Raw genomic sequence first — 20,278 nt, 5'->3', positions numbered from 1 at the left:
GGCGCTTTCGAGCCGCCTCGCAAAGCCGATTTTTCTGCCTTCGCCAGATGACGATTCTGCGTTAGGGTACCCTCATAAGAAAATAGCAAACTTATCTTATAAACTTATTATTTTCTTATGTTCAACTGAGGTGTACAGTGGAGGTACATAGCATGCTCATCTGGTCAAAAGTGGCAAAAAAGGAACTGGCAAATATCGATTATCGCTATCAGCAGAGAATCAAAAGCAGGCTAGCGGATTTAGGTGACCGTACGGCTCCTCGGCCCGATGTCAGAAAGTTATCTAAACCAGAGAATCATTACCGTCTTCGGGTAGGGGATTATCGGATCATTTTCACACGTCAGGGGCTGACGCTGAACGACCTGTTTATCGTGTCCGTTAAGCGCAGAACCTCAACAACCTATTTGCATGAGGAGAATATGCCATATGGCTGTTCAGATAATTAAGGATGATGAAGGGAAAGCGCAGTACGCGGTGATCCCCTACGACGAATACTTCCAGATGTGTTTGCAGCTAGCCGAGCTGGATGATGAAACGGAAGCCGATCTTGAAGATATTCCGGTAGAACACGATATCTACGACAACGTGATGCTGCCGGGTGACGTCTGCGACATCATGGATAAAGAGAAAGTCAGCCTGCAGGCGGCCTGGCGCATTCTGCGCGGCCTGTCGCAGCAGGAGGTGGCCAATAAGCTCGGGATTAGCCAGTCTGCGGTTTCCCAGCTAGAAGCTATCGACTCCCGCCCGCAAAAGCGCACTCGCGAAAAGCTGGCGGCCATTTACGGTTGTACGCAGGAGCAGATCAGCCTGTATCTGCCGAAAGAGGGTTAACAGCACTTCGCGCCGCCTTTACCGCCGTAGCGTGCGTCCTGACGTTCGCGGAAAAACTCTTCATAGGTCATCGGCGTTTGCTCGGGGTGGGTCACACGGATGTGCTCCACGTAGTTGTCGTAATCCGGGACGCCGATCATCATCTTCGCCGCCTGGCCCAGATATTTTCCTGCTTTCGAAAGGGTATCAAACATTTCCAACTCCGCTAACCGCCCTCCTTCTCAAGAAGGAGGGCAACAAAATGATGCTTTAATGGGCGCGTTTCGCCTGAGTGACCAGGCTTTCAGCATCAGCTGGCATCGCCTGGTAAGGGGTCTCTTTCGCCGTCGGTTTGTCCTCTTTCAGCGCCGCCAGCGCGGTCTTAATTGAGAACAGCGCCAGAACCACCACCACTACCATGAAGAAGATGGTCAGCCCGGCATCCAGACGGTTGTTAAACACCAGTTGCGCCAGCTGCGACTCGGTGTACTGCGGCGGAATATTGCCGCTGTCAATCATCGCCTGGAACTTGTTGGCAATCGCCAGGAAGCCCACTTTGGTGTCGGTGCTGAACGACTTCTGCCAGCCCGCGGTCAGGGTACAGATCAGCAGCCAGGAGGTTGGCAGCAGTGCGACCCAGGCATAACGCTGGCGCTTCATCTTAAACAGTACCACCGCGCAGAGCATCAGCGCCATCCCTGCCAGCATCTGGTTGGCAATACCAAACAGCGGCCAGAGGGTGTTGATGCCGCCAAGCGGGTCAACTACGCCCTGATGCAGGAAGTAGCCCCAGGCCAGCACGCACAGCGCGGTCGCAAGAAGGTTCGCCGGCAGGGAGCTGGTTTGCTTGAGCCCCGGGCTGATCACCCCAAGCAGATCCTGCAGCATAAAGCGCGCCGCCCGCGTGCCGGCATCCACCGCGGTCAGGATAAACAGCGCCTCAAACAGAATCGCGAAGTGGTACCAGAAAGAGACGTCCATCAGGCCGCCCAGCGAACCGTGGAGGATATAGGCCATGCCCACCGCCAGCGTCGGCGCGCCGCCCGCGCGTGAAATAATCGACTGTTCCCCTACCTCGTTGGCGATCTGATTGAGCGTATCCGGGGTGACGGTAAAGCCCCAGCTACTCACCACCTGCGCCGCCGACGCCACCACATCGCTCACGCCCGCCGGAGCCAGCACCGCCATTGGGCTGTTCATCGCGAAATAGACGCCCGGGTCGATAATACAGGCCGCCACCAGCGCCATGATCGCTACGAAGGACTCCATCAGCATGCCGCCGTAGCCGATAAAACACGCCTGGCCTTCGTTGGCCAGCATTTTCGGGGTGGTGCCGGAAGCGATCAGGGCATGGAAGCCGGAAACCGCGCCGCAGGCGATGGTGATAAACAAGAACGGGAACAGGCTGCCGCTCCATACCGGCCCGGTGCCATCGATAAATTTGGTCAGCGCCGGCATCGTCAGCGTCGGACGCATGATCAGAATCCCAATCGCCAGACCGACGATGGTGCCGATTTTCAGGAAAGTAGAGAGGTAGTCGCGAGGCGCCAGCAGCAGCCAGACCGGCAGTACGGCGGCGATAAACCCGTAGCCCACCAGAATCCAGGTAAGCTGTACGCCGGTGTAATCAAACCACGGCGCCCAGGTCGGGCTTTCCGCCACCCAGCCGCCGGAGATGATGGCGAACACCAGCATCACCAGACCAATCACCGACACTTCGCCAATGCGCCCGGGGCGCAGATAGCGAATATAAATGCCCATGAATATCGCCAGCGGGATGGTGAAGGCCACGGTGTAGGTGCCCCACGGGCTGTGGGTTAGCGCTTTCACCACGATCATCGCCAGCACCGCAAGGATAATAACCATGATCATAAAGCAGGCCACCAGCGCCAGCACCCCGGCGGTCGGGCCCATCTCCTCTTTCACCAGCTCGCCGAGCGAACGTCCGTCGCGACGGGTTGAGACGAACAGCACCATAAAGTCCTGTACCGCCCCGGCCAGCACCACGCCCGCCAGGATCCAGATCATTCCCGGCAGATAGCCCATTTGCGCCGCCAGCACCGGGCCAACCAGCGGCCCTGCGCCGGCAATAGCGGCAAAATGGTGGCCGAACAGCACTTTCTTATCGGTCGGAACGTAGTCAAGGCCGTCGTTGTGACGCACCGCCGGAGTCATGCGCGTCGGGTCAACCGCCAGCACGTTTTTGGCGATATACAGGCCGTAGAAGCGATAGGCGATCAGATAGACGCAGACTGCCGCGACGACAATCCATAGCGCGTTAATCTGCTCACCCCGGTTTAGCGCGATATAGCCCAGGGCAAAGGCTCCGATAACGGAGAGCAGTGTCCAGATGAGGTATTTCCCTGAATTATTCATCATTGTGTTCCACAGGTAGGGTAATCAGGATGTTACAATTTGTTTCTAGAACACAATACGAGTTTTAACAACTCTGAAACGTTGCAGATGTCGCCTGACGGCAAGGATTTATCTCACATTGCAAGCGAGATCACTTCTGGCAGGAAAATGGATGAAAACAGGGAGGGATATTCTGTAACTGCATCGCAGGTTGTTTCCCCGGAGGCGGCGCTTGACGCGCCTGTCCGGGCTACCGGCCCGCAGACGGCGGAGAACCCGTAGCCCGGTCAGCGCAGCGCCACCGGGAAGAAGCCGCGCCAAAGTCTCAATCCCGGCGTATTCCCCGGGTTGCGGCGTAAACGCCTGACCCGGGAACAGGCTATGCCTCAGCCGAGGACCGCCGTGCCCAGACGGCAGGTGCAGCAGCGCCGTCCTCGCTCGTCGAATATCGCAATTTCCCAGCTCTGGCCCTGACGTCCGAGATGCAGCGCCCGGCATTCGCCGCGGACTTTGCCGCTGGAGACCGCCCGGTGATGGGTGGCGTTGAGCTCGGTCCCCACCACGCACTGCCCCTCTTCGGTCATCAGCCACCCGGCCATCGAGCCGAGGGTTTCCGCCAGCGCCGCGGAGGCCCCGCCGTGCAGCAGGCCAAACGGCTGATGCGTTCGCGCGTCGACCAGCATTTCCGCTTCCAGCACGCCCTCCTCAATCCGGGTATAGACGATGCCCAGATGGGCCACCATCGTATTGCTGCTGGTGGCGTTAAGCTCATCCAGCGTCAGCTGACGTTTCCAGGCCATTTATGCCCCCAGCGTCGAGCCGCCGTCCACCACGATATCCTGCAGCGTGATATGGCTGGCGTGGTCGGAGGCGAGGAACAGAATGGTATTGGCAATCTCCTGCGGGTGGGCGATTTTACCCAGCGGAATCCCCAGCTTAAACTGCTCGCCGAAGCCGCGAATGCGCTGCTGCTCTGCATCATCGCTCACCCACAGCGTCCGCTGCATATCGGTGTCGGTAGAACCAGGAGAAACCAGATTACAGCGTACGCCGCTGCCCGCCAGCTCCAGGCCGACGGTCAGCGCCAGGCTCTTTAGCGCCGCCTTTGATGCGCCGTAGGCGCTCATGCCGATGCGCGGGGTATGCGCAGCGTCGGACGCCACGGTCACAATCGCCCCGCCTTTCTGGCGGCGGAACTGCGCCATCGTCTGCTGGAACAGGTTAAACGCCCCGCCAACATTGACGGCAAAGGTCTGCTGCCAGTCTTCAAGGCTCAGCGCATCGGTCGCCCCCATCCGCAAAATACCGGCCGCATTAACCAACACATCCAGCCGATCGATCCCTGCCAGCAGGCGGCCGCATACCCGCGCCACCTGCTGCGCGTCGGCGACGTTCAGCGTCTCGGTGGCAAACGGATAGCTTTCACCGTCGAACGCCAGATCAAAACCGGTTACCTGCGCGCCGGCCTCAACGAACGCCAGCGCGGTAGCGTAGCCGATCCCCTTACCCGCGCCGGTGATCCACACGGTCTGGCCGTGAAAATCGAGCCCGTTCATTATTTCACCTCGCGAGAAAGCAGCGCCCACCAGGCATCGATGGTCGGTTTTTTCGCCAGCACCACGAAGTCAATATCGCCGTGCACTTTACGCCAGCGCGCGGCGAGCGCCATCATGCGTACCGAATCCAGGCCGTAGTCGATCAGGTTTTCGTCATCCATCGGTTCATCGGATTCATCGAGCAGCGGCAGCACCAGCGCGCGCAGCGCCGCTTTCGATGCCGGCAGCGGCAGCAGCTCTTCCGTCATCACCACGCGACCGGAGCGACCCGCCACGTAGTTGAGCGCCATCAGATGCTCCTCGCGGCTGAAATCAGCCAGCGCATCGGCAACGAAAAATGGCTTAATATCGCGCATAAACGCGTCGGTTGCGGTGGTCATGCAGCCGATATGGGCGTACACGCCGGTGATAATCAGCTGATCGCGCCCCGCCTCTTTCAGTATCTCCTCCAGCGGCGAGCGATGAAACGCGCTGTAGCGCCACTTCACCAGCACGGTGTCGTTATCGTCCGGCGCAAGCGCGGCAATGACCTGCTGCTGTTCAGGAGAACGGGTCAGACCCGGCCCCCACATGTCGTTCAGCAGCGCGCGGTCTTCATCGCTCTGCTCTTTCGGCTGGGCGGTGTAAAAAACCGGAATATTATTCTGTTTGCAGAACTCGCGCAGGGCGGCGATGTTGGCCACCACTTTCTCCATCATCGCGCTGTTTTCGCCCCAGAAATTAAGGAAATACTCCTGCATATCGTGGATCAGCAGCGCGGCACGGGACGGCTCAAATGCCCAGTTCACTTTGTTCGCCGGGATATCGCTGGCTTCCGGCAGCGCGTAAGCCTGTAATTTAGGGATTGCCATTCTGTCTTCTCCTTCAGCCCAGCTTGCGTTCAGCCAGCCACTGACGTAATTGTTTTTTATCGACTTTGCCCACCGGCGTCAGCGGCAGCGCATCAACGCACTCCACGCGGTCCGGCAGTTTAAATTCTGCGACCCCTTGTTCCCGCAGGAAGCGGCGTACCGCCACCGCGCGCAGAGGTTCTTTTACCACCAGATATGCGCAGCTCTTTTCTCCCAGCAGGCTATCTTCCATGCTGACCAGCGCGACGTGGATCACCGCCGGATGGCGCAGCAGCAGGTTTTCGATCTCTTCCGCCGCGATCTTCTCCCCGCCGCGGTTGATCTGATCTTTTTCCCGTCCCTGCACGGTGATATAGCCGTCTTCATCGATCGAGATCAGATCGCCAGAACAGTAGAACCCGTCGGCATCAAAGGCTTCGGCATTATGCTGCGGACTCTTGTAATAGCCGCGGAAGGTGTAAGGACCACGGGTCATCAGCCGTCCGACTTCGCCCCGCGGCAGCGGATTGCCCTGCGCATCGGCCACCCACACTTCATCGTCCGGACACATCGGGCAACCCTGAGTATTGATAATGCGCTCGGGGCTATCGTTGAGGCGGGTATAGTTCACCAGCCCCTCCGCCATGCCGAAGACCTGCTGAAGCTGACAGCCGATTTCCGCCGGAATACGCGCCGCGAGCGTCGCGGACAGGCGCGCCCCGCCAACCTGCAGCAGCCGCAGCGATTGCAGGCGGGCATTGCTGCCGGAATCCTGGATCTCCTGCAGCCACAGGCTGACCGCAGGCGGAACCAGCGAGGTCAGGTTAATCTGGTGTTTTTCAATCAGCGGGAAGCAGAGTGTGGCGCTCGGATCGTGCGCCAGTACCACCACACCGCCGGCGAGGAAGACGCCTAAAGAACCTGGCGAACTCATCGCGTAGTTATGGGCGGCGGGAAGCGCGTTCAGGTAGCGCGTTTCGGCGCTCACGCCGCACAGCTCGTTGCTGCGGCGAATGCTGTAGTCGTAGTCGTTATGGGTACGCGGGATGAGCTTCGGCGTACCGGTGCTGCCGCCGGAAAGCTGGAAAAACGCCACTTCGTCGGCAGGCGTTGGTCCGGCAATGAAATTATCGCCAGGCCGCTCAATGGCTGCCGTCAGGCTCCGTTCGCCGCTGTCGTTGAGCAGCAGAGCCACGCGTATCGAGGGATGCTGGCTGACAAAATCATTCAGAAATTCGTCATCGGCAAACAGCGCGTGTTCGCGATCGGCAATCAGCAAGGCGGGTTCAATCTGGGCGGCGTAGGCGTTGAGCTCGCTACGCTGATGGCTGAACAGCGCATTCACCGGCGCCACGCCGATCCGCAGCAGCGCGAAAAACGTCAGATAAAATTCCGCGACGTTGCCCAGCTGCACCAGCGCCGTTTCGCCGCGCTTCAGGCCCTGACGCTGCAGCGAGGAGGCGAGATTATCAACCAGGCGGTTGAACTCACGATAACTGTAGCGTTTGTCGCCGTCGATAATGGCGGGAGCATCGTTTTCGGCATGACGGGTAATCAGGTTAGTCAGCGGCAGATCCTGCCAGTAACCTTTTTGCCGATAGCGGGCCGCGAACGCTTCCGGCCAGCGGGTAAATTCGATCATCATAGTCCCTTATTGCAAGCCGAATACGTTCAGCATGGTGGTCAGTTTGACGCCGGTTTCGCGCCACTCGCCTAGCGGCGAAGAGGCCGGGACGATCCCTGCGCCTGCAAACAGCCGCAGCGTGCGTTGATGCAGGCGCGCGCAGCGGATGGTGACCACCCACTCGCCGTTGCCTTCATCATCGCACCAGCCGACGATACCGCCGAACAGCTGGCGATCGAACGGCTCCAGTTCGTTAATCAGGCGTTTTGCCGCCTGATGCGGGAAGCCGCTCAGCGCCGGGGTGGGATGCAGCAGACAGGCCAGCGACATGGCATTCTCGTTTGCCAGCGCGGCGCCCTGAATCTGCGTCGCCAGATGCCACAGGGTCGGCGTGGTGATCAGCTGCGGAGAATCCGGCAGGCTTAGCTCGCTGCTGCGCGGTGCCAGTACGGCCTTCATCGCCTGGGTCACCAGCTCATGTTCATGGCGGTCTTTTTCCGACGCCAGCAGCTTGTGCCCCGCTTCGCGGTCCAGCACATCGTCCGGCTGACGGCGGGCCGAACCGGCCAACGGCAGAGAGTAAAAATGCGCCCCTTCTTTACGTAACAGCAGCTCAGGGCTGGCGCCCAGCAGCACGCCGCCGTCCGAAAGCGGCACGTGGAAGTTATAGCTGGCGGGGTTCTGGGCAATCAGGCGCTCCAGCAGCGCACCGCTATCAACCCGCTCACGGGTGGTGATATCAATCAGGCGCGACAGGACCACTTTGTCCACTTCCGGCGTCGCGGTCAGGGCCGCCGCGCGCGTCACCATCGCCATAAAGGTGTCCTGTTCGGGGATCTCCCGGCGCTGAATCACGTCCATGGGCTGCAGCCCCGACGCATAGCGCGCGGAGTGCTGCTTTTCTGGTCGGGAGAAGGTTTCCCAGCTTGTGGGTATAAACAGCTCGGACGGCTCGCTGGTATCAAACGGAATGGCGCCGACCATTATCGGCTTAGCGATCCCGGCAGCCCGCGCCGCTGTAAAGGCGGCGGCCATTTTGTGCTGGAATTCCCCATCCAGATTTTCGCCATCGGCGGCAGGATGAGAAAACCGACTAAAGCAGCCAGCGGTGGTGAAACTGCGGTACGGCGACATAAAGAAGAAGCTTTCCGGCGGCAGAGTCATTTTTTTCTCCCGTACTTCCTCAGCCAAAGACGTTTCCATATCATCCTCCAAAAAAACGATAAAGATATTACGAATAATTATCATTTATATTTTGGTTGGGTAACCTAAAAGGTATTGCGCGCTATGTCAACCGTACAGGTAGCATGTTGTGCGACTTAGGCTTGCATCCACGCGGCGCAAAGCTGAAAATGAGAAGCATTTATCACCACTTAATCAGGATGCGAATACGTGAATTTCTCCACCTTTTGCCGCCGTACCCTCCTCGCCAGCGGTCTGGCGATTTTAGGAATTAGCTCAGCGCTGGCGGCAGACTGGCCGCGGCAGATAACCGACAGCCGGGGAACGCACACGCTGGAAAGCCAGCCCCTGCGAATTGTTTCCACCAGCGTGACGCTGACCGGCTCACTACTGGCGATTGACGCGCCGGTAGTCGCCAGCGGCGCCACGACGCCGAACAACCGCGTCGCCGACGGTCAGGGATTTTTACGTCAGTGGAGCGATGTGGCGAAAGCGCGGAAGCTGTCGCGCCTCTACATTGGCGAACCGAGCGCTGAGGCCGTCGCTGCGCAAATGCCGGATCTGATTCTGATTAGCGCCACCGGCGGCGATTCGGCGTTGACGCTCTACGACCAGCTTTCCACCATCGCCCCAACGCTTATCATTAACTACGATGACAAAAGCTGGCAGGCCCTGCTGACCCAACTGGGGACGATCACCGGCCATGAAAAACAGGCGGCAGAGCGAATTGCGGAATTTGATACTAAGCTGGCGGCGCTGAAAGAGAAGATGAAGCTGCCGCCGCAGCCGGTCACCGCGCTGGTCTACACCGCCGCGGCCCATAGCGCCAATATCTGGACGAAAGAGTCCGCTCAGGGGCAGATGCTTCAACAGCTGGGCTTTACCCTTGCCGATCTGCCCGCCGGGCTGCATGCCAGCCAGAGTCAGGGGAAACGTCATGATATCGTGCAGCTGGGCGGTGAAAATTTAGCCGCCGGACTTAACGGTCAGAGCCTGTTCCTGTTTGCTGGCGACCAAAAAGATGCCGATGCGATTTACGCCAACCCGCTGCTGTCGCATCTGCCCGCAGTCGAAGGTAAACGCGTTTATCCGCTGGGAACGGAAACCTTCCGCCTGGATTATTACAGCGCCGTACTGGTGCTGCAGCGCTTAGCCGCGCTCTTTGCTTAAAACTCTTCTCCCGGCGCGGGTCGCCGGGATCTCATCGCGCATCACTCCTCACATCATCTCTTTGTTATAAAAGCTTATTTTCTCTCACTGTACCTCATCAGCCTCATCGCCGCCTCAGCCGAAATATCATCGCTGCCGGTGTTATTTTGTGATTAGCCCTGGCCGCCGCGTTGCCCGATTATCTGCCCCACACCGCTTGAGGTGGGCATTCAACACAGAAGGAAATTAACGTGGCAACAAGCAAATTGATTCAGGGCGATACGCTGACCGAAACCAGCAACGCCGCAGACGGCTTTAACCCGGCAACCGAAGTGAGCAACTACAGCTATACCTCCGCTCGCGTCGCCAAACCGGTCTATAACAAATACAAAGCCTCAACCAGCAAACCGAAAGTCTTTGGTTACTACACCGACTGGTCTCAGTATGACGGACGTCTGCAGGGCGGCGATGCGAAAGATAACCGCGGTCGCGGCTACGATCTGACTAACGTCTCCCCTACGGCTTACGACAAAATCATCGTCGGCTTCGTCGGCGTCACCGGCTTCCATAAAGTGGATGGGATGTACCGCGATGTGGTTGCCGAAGCCGCCGAGCAGTGCGGAAAAGTCAAATATGAGCCGACCTTCCTCGATCCGTGGGGCGATTTCCAGTCCTACGTTAACGTTGGCCACTCCGTCAGCGGCTGGGACGTCGATCCGAAAACCGTCACTCAGGCGAATACCAAAGGTCTGCTCGGCGGCCTGCGCGATCTGCAGGCCAAAGCGAAGCAGCAGGGTCACGATCTGGTGCTGTCCATGAGCATCGGCGGCTGGACCATGAGTAACAGCTTCCACGAAACCGCAGCTTCTGATTCCGCCCGTAAAACCTTCGCGAAAGGCGTGGTAAAACTGTTCAAACAGTTCCCGATGTTCAGCGAAGTGGATATCGACTGGGAATACCCGAACGCGGAAGGCGCGGGCAATCCTTACGGCCCGGAAGACGGCGAAAACTATGCGCTGCTGATCGGCGAGCTGCGTAAGCAGCTGGATTCCGCCGGTCTGAGCAACGTCAAAATCTCCATTGCCAGCTCCGCGGTAGTGAAGACCTTCGATTACTCCAACGTGAAAGCGCTGCTGCAGGCCGGTCTGTACGGCATCAACGTGATGACCTATGACTTCTTCGGTACGCCGTGGGCGGAAACCCTGACCCATCACACCAACCTGAACGCGCTGGAAGAAGGCGGCTGGGCGGTCAATACCATCGTCGACCATCTGCTGGCCGAAGGCTTCCCGTCAGACCGCATTAATATTGGTTACGCTGCCTATAGCCGTAACGGCCGCAATGCAGAGCTGGAATCTCTGTCTCCGCTCAAGGGTACCTATAACCCGGGCACCGGCACCACCGTGGGTACCTTCGAGTCGGGTACCACCGAATGGTATGACACCATTTATAACTACCTGGATCTGGAAAACCAGAAAGGCCGTAACGGTTTCAACGTCTATACCGACCAGGTGGCCAATGCGGATTACCTCTACAATCCGGAAAGCAAACTGTTCATGTCTCTGGACACCCCGCGTACGGTGAAAGCCAAGGGCGAATACGCAGCCAGCCTCGGTCTGGGCGCGCTGTTCACCTGGACTATCGACCAGGACAACGGCGTGCTGGTGAACGCCGCGCGTGAAGGTCTGGGCTATGAAATGGCCTCTGAAGTTATCGATATGGAGCCGTTCTATTTCGAAGGCATCAACGTCGAACCGACGGATGAAGCGGATGAAACGAATGAAAATGAGGAAGACGACGTTCAGCCTGAACCGGCGGTCAACCACGCGCCGAAAGCAGCCATCGAACTGATGGTGGTTGGCGGCTCCCGCGTGCGTCTTTCCGGCGAAAAATCCTCGGATGAAGATAGCGACGACCTGTCCTTCAGTTGGGGCGTGCCTGCGGCGATCGCCGTGGCGGATAAAACCGCCGCCGTCATCGAGTTCGACGTCCCGAAAGTGAGCGAAGATACCGAGTTCACCTTTACTCTGTTCGTGCGCGATACCTGGGGTGAGCCGTCAACGCAGCAGCGCTTTGTGCTCTCCGTCGTCGCCGCGACCCAGAGCGATGACAGCGAAGACGAGTCGGAAGACAAGAACGATGATGAGCCGGCGGACGACCAGGATAACAGCGATGATCAACCTCAACCGGCGGATGATGATGTAGTGCCGTCAGACGAAACCACGCCTTATCCGCTGTGGAATGCCAGCACCGTGTATGGCAGCAACTGGGGTACCTTTGAAACCGTCAGCTGGAAAGGCCATAACTACCAGGTGAAATGGTGGTCTCAGGGTGACCAGCCGGACCTGAACTGCGGTCAGTTCGCGGTATGGAGCGATCTTGGCGCGTACTAAGCGTTAATCGTCACTGACGAGTAATAGCCAGCCCCGGAGCCATCCGGGGCTTTTTATTGGCGCTCTTTTCGGTTTTCCCGGTGGCGCTAGCGGGCTACTGCAAGTCGATAGCCCGGAATGCGCCGGGATAAATACATCGGCGCGGCTTCTTCCCGGGTCGCGCTGCGCTAACCCGGGCTACGGGTTCACCGTCGTCTGCGGGCCAGTAGCCCGGACAGGCGCGACGCGCCGCCTCCGGGAAGACCGGCGGAACTAGCTTTCGCTGACCGTCTCCGGGCGCTGAAAGCGGCGCAGCTCGCGTAGCAGCCCGACCAGCACCACGCCCACAATCACCAGCGCCCAGCCGCTGGCGCTCGCCGAAGCGGCCGGCGTCAGAATCGCGCCCAACCCCCCCAACAGCGCCGCGCCTATCGCATCGCCGGTCACGTTCTGCGCGGTCCACAGCCCGTTGATGCGCCCGAGCATATTCTCCGGGGTTTGCGTCTGGATCAGCGTATATTGCAGCAGCGAGCTTATTGCGCTCAGCCAGCCAAACAGCGCCAGGCACATCGCGCCCAGCTCCCACACCGGCATCAGGCTGAACAGCGCAATCGCCACAAACGAGCCGACGGTGGTCGCCAGCATCAGCACGCCGGGCTTCGCCGTCTGCGCCAGCTGTCCGCTGGTCAACGCGCCGAACGCCGCTCCCAAAGGGATCGCCGCGTACAGCAGGCCAATCTGCGACGCCGACATCTGCCAGCTTCCGGCCAGCGCCGGATAGAGCACGCGCACCGCGCTGGCCATCGTCAGCAGTCCGCCAAGCAGCGCAATGCCGCCGATAAGCGGGCTGTTAAACAGAAACTTCAATCCCGCGTTCAGCGATTTTAGCGGGTGCTCGCGCGGCTGCGGCGGCGGCGCCAGCCGCGGCAAACGCAGCAGGGTCAGCGTCGTTATAAAAGTACCTGCCGCCGCCAGCCCGTAGTTCCAGGCCACGCCGCCGGTTGCCAGCAGCAGACCGCCGATCATCGGTGAAATGACCGATCCCAGCCGCACCGTCAACATAGTGATCGCCCCGGCCTGCATCAGATTTTCCCGGCCAACCAGCGCTGGGGTCGCCGCCAGCAGCGCGGTCACGCCGATTGAGGCAAACAGGCCGTCCCAGATGCCCAGCAGATAGATTGCGATGAGCGACGGTTCCGGCAGCATAGCGTTGAGGCACAGGCCGACGAAGCCGATGCCGCAGGTGCCGCGCGCCAGCAGGATCAGACGCTTACGCTCATAGCGGTCGGCAAGCACGCCGCCGATCATCAGACCGACAAACATCGAACCGCCGGTTAAGGTGACCGACAGCCCCACTTGCCAGGTCGAATGGGTCATCATCTGGATCTGTACCGGGATCGCCACGCCCAGCAGGCCAAGCGACAGAATTGAGATAAAGCGGGCGATAAAGACGGCGCGAAAGGCCGGGTGGGTTTTCAGCAAGCTGAGATTCAGCAGCCAGGATTGTCGGTTCATGACAGCGCCTTGTTATTATTTTCCATACCATTTTTATGGGTGCACATGCTAACATAACTGGATAGAATCGATAACGATAATTACTATCATTATCATGTCAGGGATGTAAGCCATGTCGTCTTCAACGACCGCGGCGCGCGCCTTTGCCGTGCCGGGTCTTTTAATCGTCTTAATCATTGCGGTTGCGCTCAGCCTGCTGATCGGCGCCAAACCCCTACCGTTTAGCGTCGTCATCGATGCTTTCGCCGGCACCTGCCAGAGCGCCGATTGCACCATCGTCCTTGATGCCCGACTGCCGCGAACCCTTGCCGGGCTGCTGGCCGGCGCCGCGCTGGGCCTGGCCGGAGCGCTGATGCAAACGCTGACCCGTAACCCGCTGGCGGATCCGGGGATCCTCGGCGTCAACTCCGGCGCCAGCTTCGCTATCGTGCTGGGTGCGGCGCTGTTTGGTATCTCCTCACCGCAGGAGCAGCTGCTGATGGCCTTTTGCGGCGCGTTCGGCGCCTCGCTGCTGGTCGCCTTTACCGGCAGCCAGGGCGGCGGCCAGCTGAGCCCGGTTCGCCTGACCCTCGCGGGGGTCGCCCTGGCGGCGGTGCTGGAAGGCCTTTCCAGCGGTATCGCCCTGCTCAACCCCGACGTCTACGATCAGCTGCGCTTCTGGCAGGCGGGTTCGCTGGACGTGCGCACCCTGCAAACGCTTAAAATTGTCCTGATCCCGGTACTCATTGCCGGCCTGGTGACGCTATTGCTGAGCAGGGCCTTAAACAGCCTGAGCCTCGGTAACGATACGGCCACCGCGCTCGGCAGCCGGGTGGCACGTACCCAGCTCATCGGCCTGCTGGCGATTACCGTCCTGTGCGGCAGCGCCACGGCGGTGGTCGGGCCCATCGCCTTTATTGGCCTGATGATGCCGCATATGGCCCGCTGGCTGGTGGGCGCGGATCATCGCTGGTCGCTGCCGGTCACCCTGCTGGCCACCCCTGCCCTGCTGCTGTTTGCCGACGTGCTGGGCCGTCTGCTGGTCCCCGGTGAGCTGCGAGTTTCGGTCGTCAGCGCCTTTATCGGCGCGCCGGTGCTGATCTGGCTGGTCCGCCGCCAGCCGCGCGGAGGTGGAATGTGATGGCCCCGTCCCGCCGCCTGATGTTTAGCTGCCTGCTGCTGCTGATCGCCAGCGCCCTGGTCTCCCTGTGGGGGCTCGGCACCGGCCTGGTACCGTTAAGCGTTGAACAGGTTATCTCCGCGTTGCTCGGCGATGCGCCGCGCAATATCACCCTGGTGGTGACCGAGTGGCGCCTGCCCCGCGTGCTGATGGCGCTGCTGATCGGCGCCGCCCTCGGCGTCAGCGGCGCGATTTTCCAGTCGCTCACCCGCAACCCCTTGGGTAGCCCGGACGTGATGGGTTTTAACACCGGGGCGTGGAGCGGTGTGCTGGTCGCCATGGTCATGTTCGGCCAGAACCTGGCGGCCATCGCCGCGGCGGCGATGGCTGGCGGGATCCTCACCGCGCTGGTGGTCTGGATACTGGCGTGGCGCAACGGGATTGAAACCTTTCGCCTGATTATTATCGGCATCGGCGTCCGCGCCATGCTGGTAGCATTCAATACCTGGCTACTGCTGCGCGCTTCGCTGGAAACCGCCCTCTCCGCCGGGCTGTGGTATGCCGGCTCGCTTAACGGACTGACCTGGGGAAAAACCTGGCCCTCCGCGCCGCTGATTCTCTTGATGCTGGTCTGCGGGGCGCTGCTGGCGCGGCGCATGCGGCTGCTGGAGATGGGTGACGATACCGCCTGTGCGCTGGGCGTGCGGGTTGAGCGTTCGCGCCTGCTGATGATGCTGGTCGGGGTGGTACTGACCGCCGCCGCCACCGCGCTCGCCGGGCCGATTTCATTTATCGCGCTGGTGGCCCCGCATATCGCGCGCCGCCTCAGCGGTACCGCGCGCTGGGGGCTGACTCAGGCGGCGCTGTGCGGCGCCCTGCTGCTGGCCATCTCCGACTACGCCGCGCAGCGTCTGTTTATGCCCTATCAGTTACCGGTGGGCGTGGTGACCGTCAGCATTGGCGGCATCTACCTCATCGTGTTGTTAATTCAGGAGTCCCGCAAAAAATGACCGCTGTTACCTCCCGTTTGCGCGGCGATCGGCTGACCCTGGCGTACGGCAAAAAGACCATCGCCGAATCGCTGAACGTCACCATTCCCGATGGCCACTTTACCGCGATTATCGGTCCCAACGGCTGCGGTAAGTCGACCCTGCTGCGCACCCTGAGCCGCCTGATGACGCCTACCAGCGGTCATGTCTGGCTCGACGGCGAACAGATCCAGCATTACGCCAGTAAAGAGGTGGCAAAGCGCATCGGCCTGCTGGCGCAGAACGCCACCACGCCGGGGGATATAACGGTTCAGGAGCTGGTCGCCCGCGGCCGCTATCCGCACCAGCCGCTGTTTACCCGCTGGCGCAAAGAGGATGAAGAGGCGGTCACCAGGGCGATGAAGGCCACCGGCATTACCGACCTCGCGCAACAAAGCGTCGATACGCTCTCCGGCGGCCAGCGCCAGCGGGCGTGGATCGCCATGGTGCTGGCCCAGGAAACGGCGATTATGCTGCTGGATGAGCCCACCACCTGGCTGGATATCAGCCATCAAATCGATCTGCTGGAGCTGCTGAGCGAGCTGAATCGGGAAAAGGGCTATACGCTGGCGGCGGTGCTGCACGACCTGAATCAGGCCTGCCGCTACGCCACCCACTTGATTGCCCTGCGCGACGGTAAAATCGTCGCCGAGGGCGCGCCGAAGGAGATTGTCAACGCGGCGCTGATCGAGAAGATTTACGGCCTGCGCTGTACGATTATTGACGATCCGGTGGCGCATACGCCGCTGGTAGTGCCGCTGGGTCGCAAGTAGAAATTCCCGGCTCGCGCTGCGCTTAGCCGGGCTACCCAATCTGGCACAAACGGTAGCCCGGGTAAGGCGTCAGCCGCAACCCGGGTGTTCATCTTCCCTAACCGAGTATCTCCCTGACCACCGGACCGATCGTTTCAAAAGCCTGCGGAGAGATAATATCCACGTGGGCGCAATCCTGGCTAAACACCTCCAGCTCGCCGATCCACGGCCCCCACACCACCTGCGGGTCCATCCCGGGTTGCCGGGTCTTCTCCGCCACGAACAGAGTCGCCTTACCGTCAAACTTCGCGCTGTGCGCGGTAGTCAGCAGGCGCACCGCATCGGCATAGTTGCCTTCAATCACGCTGAACAGCTCGCCGGAAGCCTGCCCCTGCTGGGCGGCCAGAAACGCCTCACGTTCGCGGGCAATTTCCGCCAGCACCTCAGGATCCAGACCGTTCGCCTCTTTCTCCGCCCAGTTCTGCGTCTCGGGCGGCCAGGTATCCAGCAGCCCGAGGAAGGCCACCGCTTCGCCGCGCTGGCGTAAACGGGCGGCAATTCCCTGCGCCAGGGTACCGCCGAGCGAATAGCCAAACAGATAGTACGGGCCGCGCGGCTGCTGCGAAAGCAGGGTTTGCAGATGATGTTCGCATACCGCATCCAGATCCGCCGCCGTCGCCATCGGCCCCTGCGGTCGCGGCGACTGAATGCCGACGATCGACCAGCGCGGGCTTAAATAACGCGCCAGCACGCTGAACTGCCAGGCAAAACCGGAAGCCGGATGGAAGCAAAACAGCGTCGGGCCGTCGCTCTCGCGCAGCGGCAGGATCGCGTCGAAGCCCAGCCGTTGCGCCTGCTCATCGCTCAGATCCGATGCCAGTAGCGCGCTCAGCTTGCCGACGGAAGAAGCGACCATTATCTGGCCAGGCGTCACCTGGCGTTCCAGTTCGCGGCTCAACAGCGCCGCCAGGCGCATCGCCAGCAGCGAATGGCCGCCAAGGGCGAAGAAATCGGCGTCGATGTCGTTCACCTCACAGCCGAGCAGCTGGCTGAACGCTGCGGCAACGGCAGTTTCCACGCCCGGCTCCGGCGGACGTCCGCTGCGCTCACTGCTCAACGTGGGTAACGGCAGCGCTTTACGATCCAGCTTGCCGTTGGCGCTTAGCGGCAGCGCCGGCAGCTGAATCAGCACCACCGGCACCATATGCGGCGGTAGCTGTTCGCCAAGCTGCGCTTTGAGCGCGGCGGTGTCCAGCGGCAGACCGGAAGCAGAAACCAGATAGCCCACCAGCTGACGGGCATCGCCGCCGGTCGCCGCCGCCTGGTTGAAGACGCAGGCGTGAGCCACCGCCTGCGCAACGTCCGGCAGCGCAGATAGCGCGCGGTCAATTTCGCCCAGCTCAATTCGCTGGCCGCGTATTTTTAGCTGGTCGTCGCTGCGTCCGAGATACTCGACCGCGCCGTTATCCAGCCAGCGGGCAACATCGCCGGTGCGGTACATCCGCTCGCCCGGCGTGTAGGGGTCGGCAATAAAGCGGCTGGCGGTCAAATCGGGACGCCCCAGATAGCCCTGCGCCAGCTGAATGCCGGTCAGGTAGAGATCCCCCGCCACGCCCGGCGGTACCGGGCGCATGGCGGCATCAAGGATGCGCAAGCCGGTATTCCACACCGGCCAGCCAATCGGTACGCTGGCGCCGGTGACTGCCGCCAGTTCGGGCCCGCAGGCCGGATACCAGCTGACGTCCACCGCGGCTTCCGTCGGGCCGTACAGGTTATGCAGCGGCGCGCCGGTGAGTTGCTCCCATTCACGGCATAGCGCCGTCGGCAGCGCCTCTCCGCTACAGAATACCCGGCGCAGGGTTTGACAACAATCGACGTTTTCCGCCTCCAGCGAGGCAACGAACGCCGCGAGCATCGACGGCACAAAGTGGGTCGTTGTCACGCCGTAGCGGGCAAAAAACTGCTGCATCGCCAGCGGGTCGCGGTGGGCTTCCGGCTCGGCCATCACCAGCTGCGCGCCGGCGATAAACGGCCACCAGAACTCCCATACCGAGACATCAAAGCTGCACGGCGTTTTCTGCGCCACCACATCCTCAGCACAGAGCGGATAGTGGTCCTGCATCCACAGCAGGCGGTTGACGATGGCGGTCTGCCCGACCATCACCCCTTTCGGTCGCCCGGTGGAGCCGGAGGTAAAGATGATATACGCGGTATGCTCCGGCTGCGAGAGCGCCAGCGGCGCGGACTCGCCCGCCGCCAGCGGCTGCTGGTAGCAGAGGCTTTCCAGGCCGGGAATATCGCTAAAGCGCGTCAGTTGATCCTCGGAGGTGATCAGCAGCGACGGACGGGCGTCTTCCAGCATCATCCGCAAGCGGTCGTCGGGATAGCCGGTATCCAACGGCAGCCACGCGGCTCCGGCCTCAACAATGCCGTGCAGCGCCAGCGTCAGGAACACCGAACGCGGCAGCGCGACCGCCACGCTATCGCCCGGTTTGACGCCCCGTGCGCGCAGACGCTCGGCCAGCGCTACCACCTGCTGGCGCATCTCACGGTAGCTAAACTGCCAGCAGCCATCCGCCAGCGCCGGGGCATCCGGGGTTTTTGCCGCCTGCGCCGCCACCAGCGCGCTCAGGGTGGTGAGCGGCAGGTCGACAGCGGTCGCGTTCACCTGCGCCAGGCGTTGGTTTTCCGCCGCCGACAGCATATTCGCCTCGCCGCAAGGCAGAGTGGGATTATCGGCAAACTGAGTCAGCAAAGAAGATAGACGGGCGATATGCCCGCGCAGCGTCTGCTCATCATATCGCTGCTTGTTCGCCAGCACCTCCAGCGATAGACCGCCGGTTTCATCCGGGAAGAGCGCCAGCTCCAGGTCATTGACCGGGCCAGTGGCCAGGGTGTGGGTAATCGCCTGTACGCCGTCGATATCCAGCTGATAGTCGAAGACTTTAATATTGAGCACCGGGCCAAACAGCGGTTCATCGCCCGCCGCCCTGCCGCTGTCGCGGACAATCTGTTCGGCATCATAGCGCTGGTGGCGGCGCATTTTCTTGAGCTGTCCGGCAAGACGCATGGCCAGCTCCGCCAGCGTTTCCCGGGCGTCAATATTGACCGCCAGCGGCAGAACGTTGAGCACCGGGCCGGTAGCGGTTAATGCCGCAGAGCCCATGCGGCGCATGAAAATAAAGCCCGCGGCGTAATCCATTCGGCTGCACAGCCGTCCCAGCCACAGGGCGGTCAGCGCCAGCGCCAGATCCGCGCGCTGGCACTGCGGCGCGCCTGCCGCCAGCCGGCTAAATACGCCGGCGTCGACCTCCAGCTTCATGCGCCAGATATCGGTGCTGGTCGCCCTTCCCGCCAGCGGCGCGTCGGAAAGGGAGGCCGGAGCCGGCAGCGCCTGACGCTGCGCCTGCCAGAACTGTTTATCACGCAGCCAGGCGTCGCTGCCGTAGTAGCGCTGGTACTCTTCCACCACCTCGGCAAACGGCGTGAACGGCGAAGCTGGCGTCTCTTCGCCGCGCTGCCATGCGCGATAAATCGCGGCGATCTGGCGGGTAATGGCCGGGAAACTGAAGCCATCGACCAGCAAATGATGATAACGCTGATACCAGTACCAGCACTTATCCCCCACCCGCAGCAGTTGATGGCAGACCAGCGGATTACCGCCGTCCACGCGCAGGTTTTGCCCGAGGTCGGCCTGCATCAGCGCCAGCGCGGCAGCGTGCGGGTCGTGCGACGTGCGCAGATCCCGATAGTCCGGCTCGGCAAAATGACGATTTTCATCGACCCACTGCCAGGCTTCGCCGTTATCTTCACAAAAACGCATGCTGAGGGTGTCAGCCTGAGAGAGCCCGGTGACAATCGCCCGCCCGAGCAAGGTCGGGTCGATATCGCCGCGCAGCTCAACATAGTGGGCCACGCTCCAGGCGCCGGGCAGCGTCGAGAGGCGCTCCGCCATCCAGATCCCCGGCTGAGCCGCAACCAGCGGTAAACGTGTGGTCATTGTGGG

Annotated in this window: 16 protein-coding genes; 7 read left to right on the top strand and 9 right to left on the bottom strand. The window is 61.1% G+C overall.

All coding sequences use genetic code 11. The features are described 5' to 3' along the window. The first annotated feature begins 152 nt into the window (after positions 1-152). The gene (locus ABLV75_RS00635; RefSeq protein WP_004100085.1) at positions 153-446 is read left to right on the top strand and encodes a type II toxin-antitoxin system RelE/ParE family toxin; all 294 of its coding nucleotides are present in this window, start codon (positions 153-155) and stop codon (positions 444-446) included. Further along, a complete protein-coding gene (locus tag ABLV75_RS00630; protein WP_004100084.1) occupies positions 427-831 on the top strand; it encodes a helix-turn-helix domain-containing protein in 405 nt (134 codons plus the stop codon). Before ABLV75_RS00635 ends, ABLV75_RS00630 begins: the two co-directional genes overlap by 20 nt. Here ABLV75_RS00630 and ABLV75_RS00625 read toward each other — a convergent pair. From ABLV75_RS00625 to entC, 7 genes are all read right to left on the bottom strand, one after another. After that, positions 828-1,025: a YbdD/YjiX family protein gene (locus ABLV75_RS00625; protein WP_004100083.1), complete on the bottom strand. Its 198-nt coding sequence runs from the start codon at positions 1,023-1,025 to the stop codon at positions 828-830. The genes ABLV75_RS00630 and ABLV75_RS00625 overlap by 4 nt on opposite strands. A 55-nt stretch (positions 1,026-1,080) precedes the next feature. Next, a complete protein-coding gene (gene cstA / locus ABLV75_RS00620; RefSeq protein ID WP_016809302.1) occupies positions 1,081-3,186 on the bottom strand; it encodes a pyruvate/proton symporter CstA in 2,106 nt (701 codons plus the stop codon). 365 nt (positions 3,187-3,551) lie between these two features. Beyond that, positions 3,552-3,965, bottom strand: coding sequence for a proofreading thioesterase EntH (gene entH / locus ABLV75_RS00615; RefSeq protein ID WP_047720171.1), 414 nt, complete (start codon positions 3,963-3,965; stop codon positions 3,552-3,554). After that, on the bottom strand, positions 3,966-4,721 hold the full coding sequence (gene entA, locus ABLV75_RS00610) for a 2,3-dihydro-2,3-dihydroxybenzoate dehydrogenase EntA (protein ID WP_047720172.1): 756 nt from the start codon (positions 4,719-4,721) through the stop codon (positions 3,966-3,968). Continuing rightward, the gene (entB, locus tag ABLV75_RS00605; RefSeq protein WP_004100078.1) at positions 4,721-5,572 is read right to left on the bottom strand and encodes an enterobactin biosynthesis bifunctional isochorismatase/aryl carrier protein EntB; all 852 of its coding nucleotides are present in this window, start codon (positions 5,570-5,572) and stop codon (positions 4,721-4,723) included. Before entB ends, entA begins: the two co-directional genes overlap by 1 nt. Before the next feature lie 13 nt (positions 5,573-5,585). Further along, positions 5,586-7,193, bottom strand: a complete 1,608-nt coding sequence (entE, locus tag ABLV75_RS00600) for a (2,3-dihydroxybenzoyl)adenylate synthase EntE (protein WP_004100075.1) — start codon at positions 7,191-7,193, stop codon at positions 5,586-5,588. Between the two features lie 9 nt (positions 7,194-7,202). Further along, positions 7,203-8,378, bottom strand: coding sequence for an isochorismate synthase EntC (gene entC, locus ABLV75_RS00595; RefSeq protein ID WP_004100073.1), 1,176 nt, complete (start codon positions 8,376-8,378; stop codon positions 7,203-7,205). A gap of 189 nt (positions 8,379-8,567) precedes the next feature. Here entC and fepB point away from each other — a divergent pair, with 189 nt between their 5' ends. Together fepB and ABLV75_RS00585 are read left to right on the top strand one after the other, a co-directional pair. After that, positions 8,568-9,527 carry a Fe2+-enterobactin ABC transporter substrate-binding protein gene (gene fepB / locus ABLV75_RS00590; RefSeq protein ID WP_004100072.1) on the top strand — a complete coding sequence of 320 codons (960 nt, stop codon included), beginning with the start codon at positions 8,568-8,570 and terminating at the stop codon, positions 9,525-9,527. A gap of 230 nt (positions 9,528-9,757) precedes the next feature. After that, a complete protein-coding gene (locus tag ABLV75_RS00585) occupies positions 9,758-11,899 on the top strand; it encodes a glycosyl hydrolase family 18 protein (protein ID WP_064407105.1) in 2,142 nt (713 codons plus the stop codon). Positions 11,900-12,151: 252 nt separating this feature from the next. Here the strand turns inward: ABLV75_RS00585 and entS are convergent, their stop codons facing one another. Beyond that, complete coding sequence (gene entS / locus ABLV75_RS00580; protein ID WP_024273897.1) at positions 12,152-13,393, bottom strand: enterobactin transporter EntS; 1,242 nt, start codon at positions 13,391-13,393, stop codon at positions 12,152-12,154. 112 nt (positions 13,394-13,505) lie between these two features. Here entS and fepD point away from each other — a divergent pair, with 112 nt between their 5' ends. The 3 genes from fepD to fepC are packed head-to-tail and all read left to right on the top strand — an operon-like array spanning position 13,506 to position 16,293. Further along, entirely contained in the window at positions 13,506-14,513 is a 1,008-nt protein-coding gene (gene fepD / locus ABLV75_RS00575; protein ID WP_004111269.1) for a Fe(3+)-siderophore ABC transporter permease, read from the top strand. Then, positions 14,510-15,502 carry an iron-enterobactin ABC transporter permease gene (gene fepG / locus ABLV75_RS00570; protein WP_032727937.1) on the top strand — a complete coding sequence of 331 codons (993 nt, stop codon included), beginning with the start codon at positions 14,510-14,512 and terminating at the stop codon, positions 15,500-15,502. Before fepD ends, fepG begins: the two co-directional genes overlap by 4 nt. After that, complete coding sequence (fepC, locus tag ABLV75_RS00565) at positions 15,499-16,293, top strand: iron-enterobactin ABC transporter ATP-binding protein (RefSeq protein ID WP_004111265.1); 795 nt, start codon at positions 15,499-15,501, stop codon at positions 16,291-16,293. The genes fepG and fepC overlap by 4 nt, the downstream gene beginning before the upstream one ends. 97 nt (positions 16,294-16,390) lie before the next feature. On the opposite strand, the gene entF is transcribed toward fepC, so the two are convergent. Next, the gene (gene entF / locus ABLV75_RS00560; protein ID WP_348854866.1) at positions 16,391-20,272 is read right to left on the bottom strand and encodes an enterobactin non-ribosomal peptide synthetase EntF; all 3,882 of its coding nucleotides are present in this window, start codon (positions 20,270-20,272) and stop codon (positions 16,391-16,393) included. Positions 20,273-20,278: the final 6 nt, after the last annotated feature.

The sequence above is a fragment of the Klebsiella sp. CN_Kp066 genome, from assembly GCF_040065135.1.
Classification (GTDB): Bacteria; Pseudomonadota; Gammaproteobacteria; order Enterobacterales; family Enterobacteriaceae; genus Klebsiella; species Klebsiella oxytoca.
Note: the sequence above shows the minus strand (reverse complement) of the source record. Positions and strands in the feature narration are given on the sequence as shown.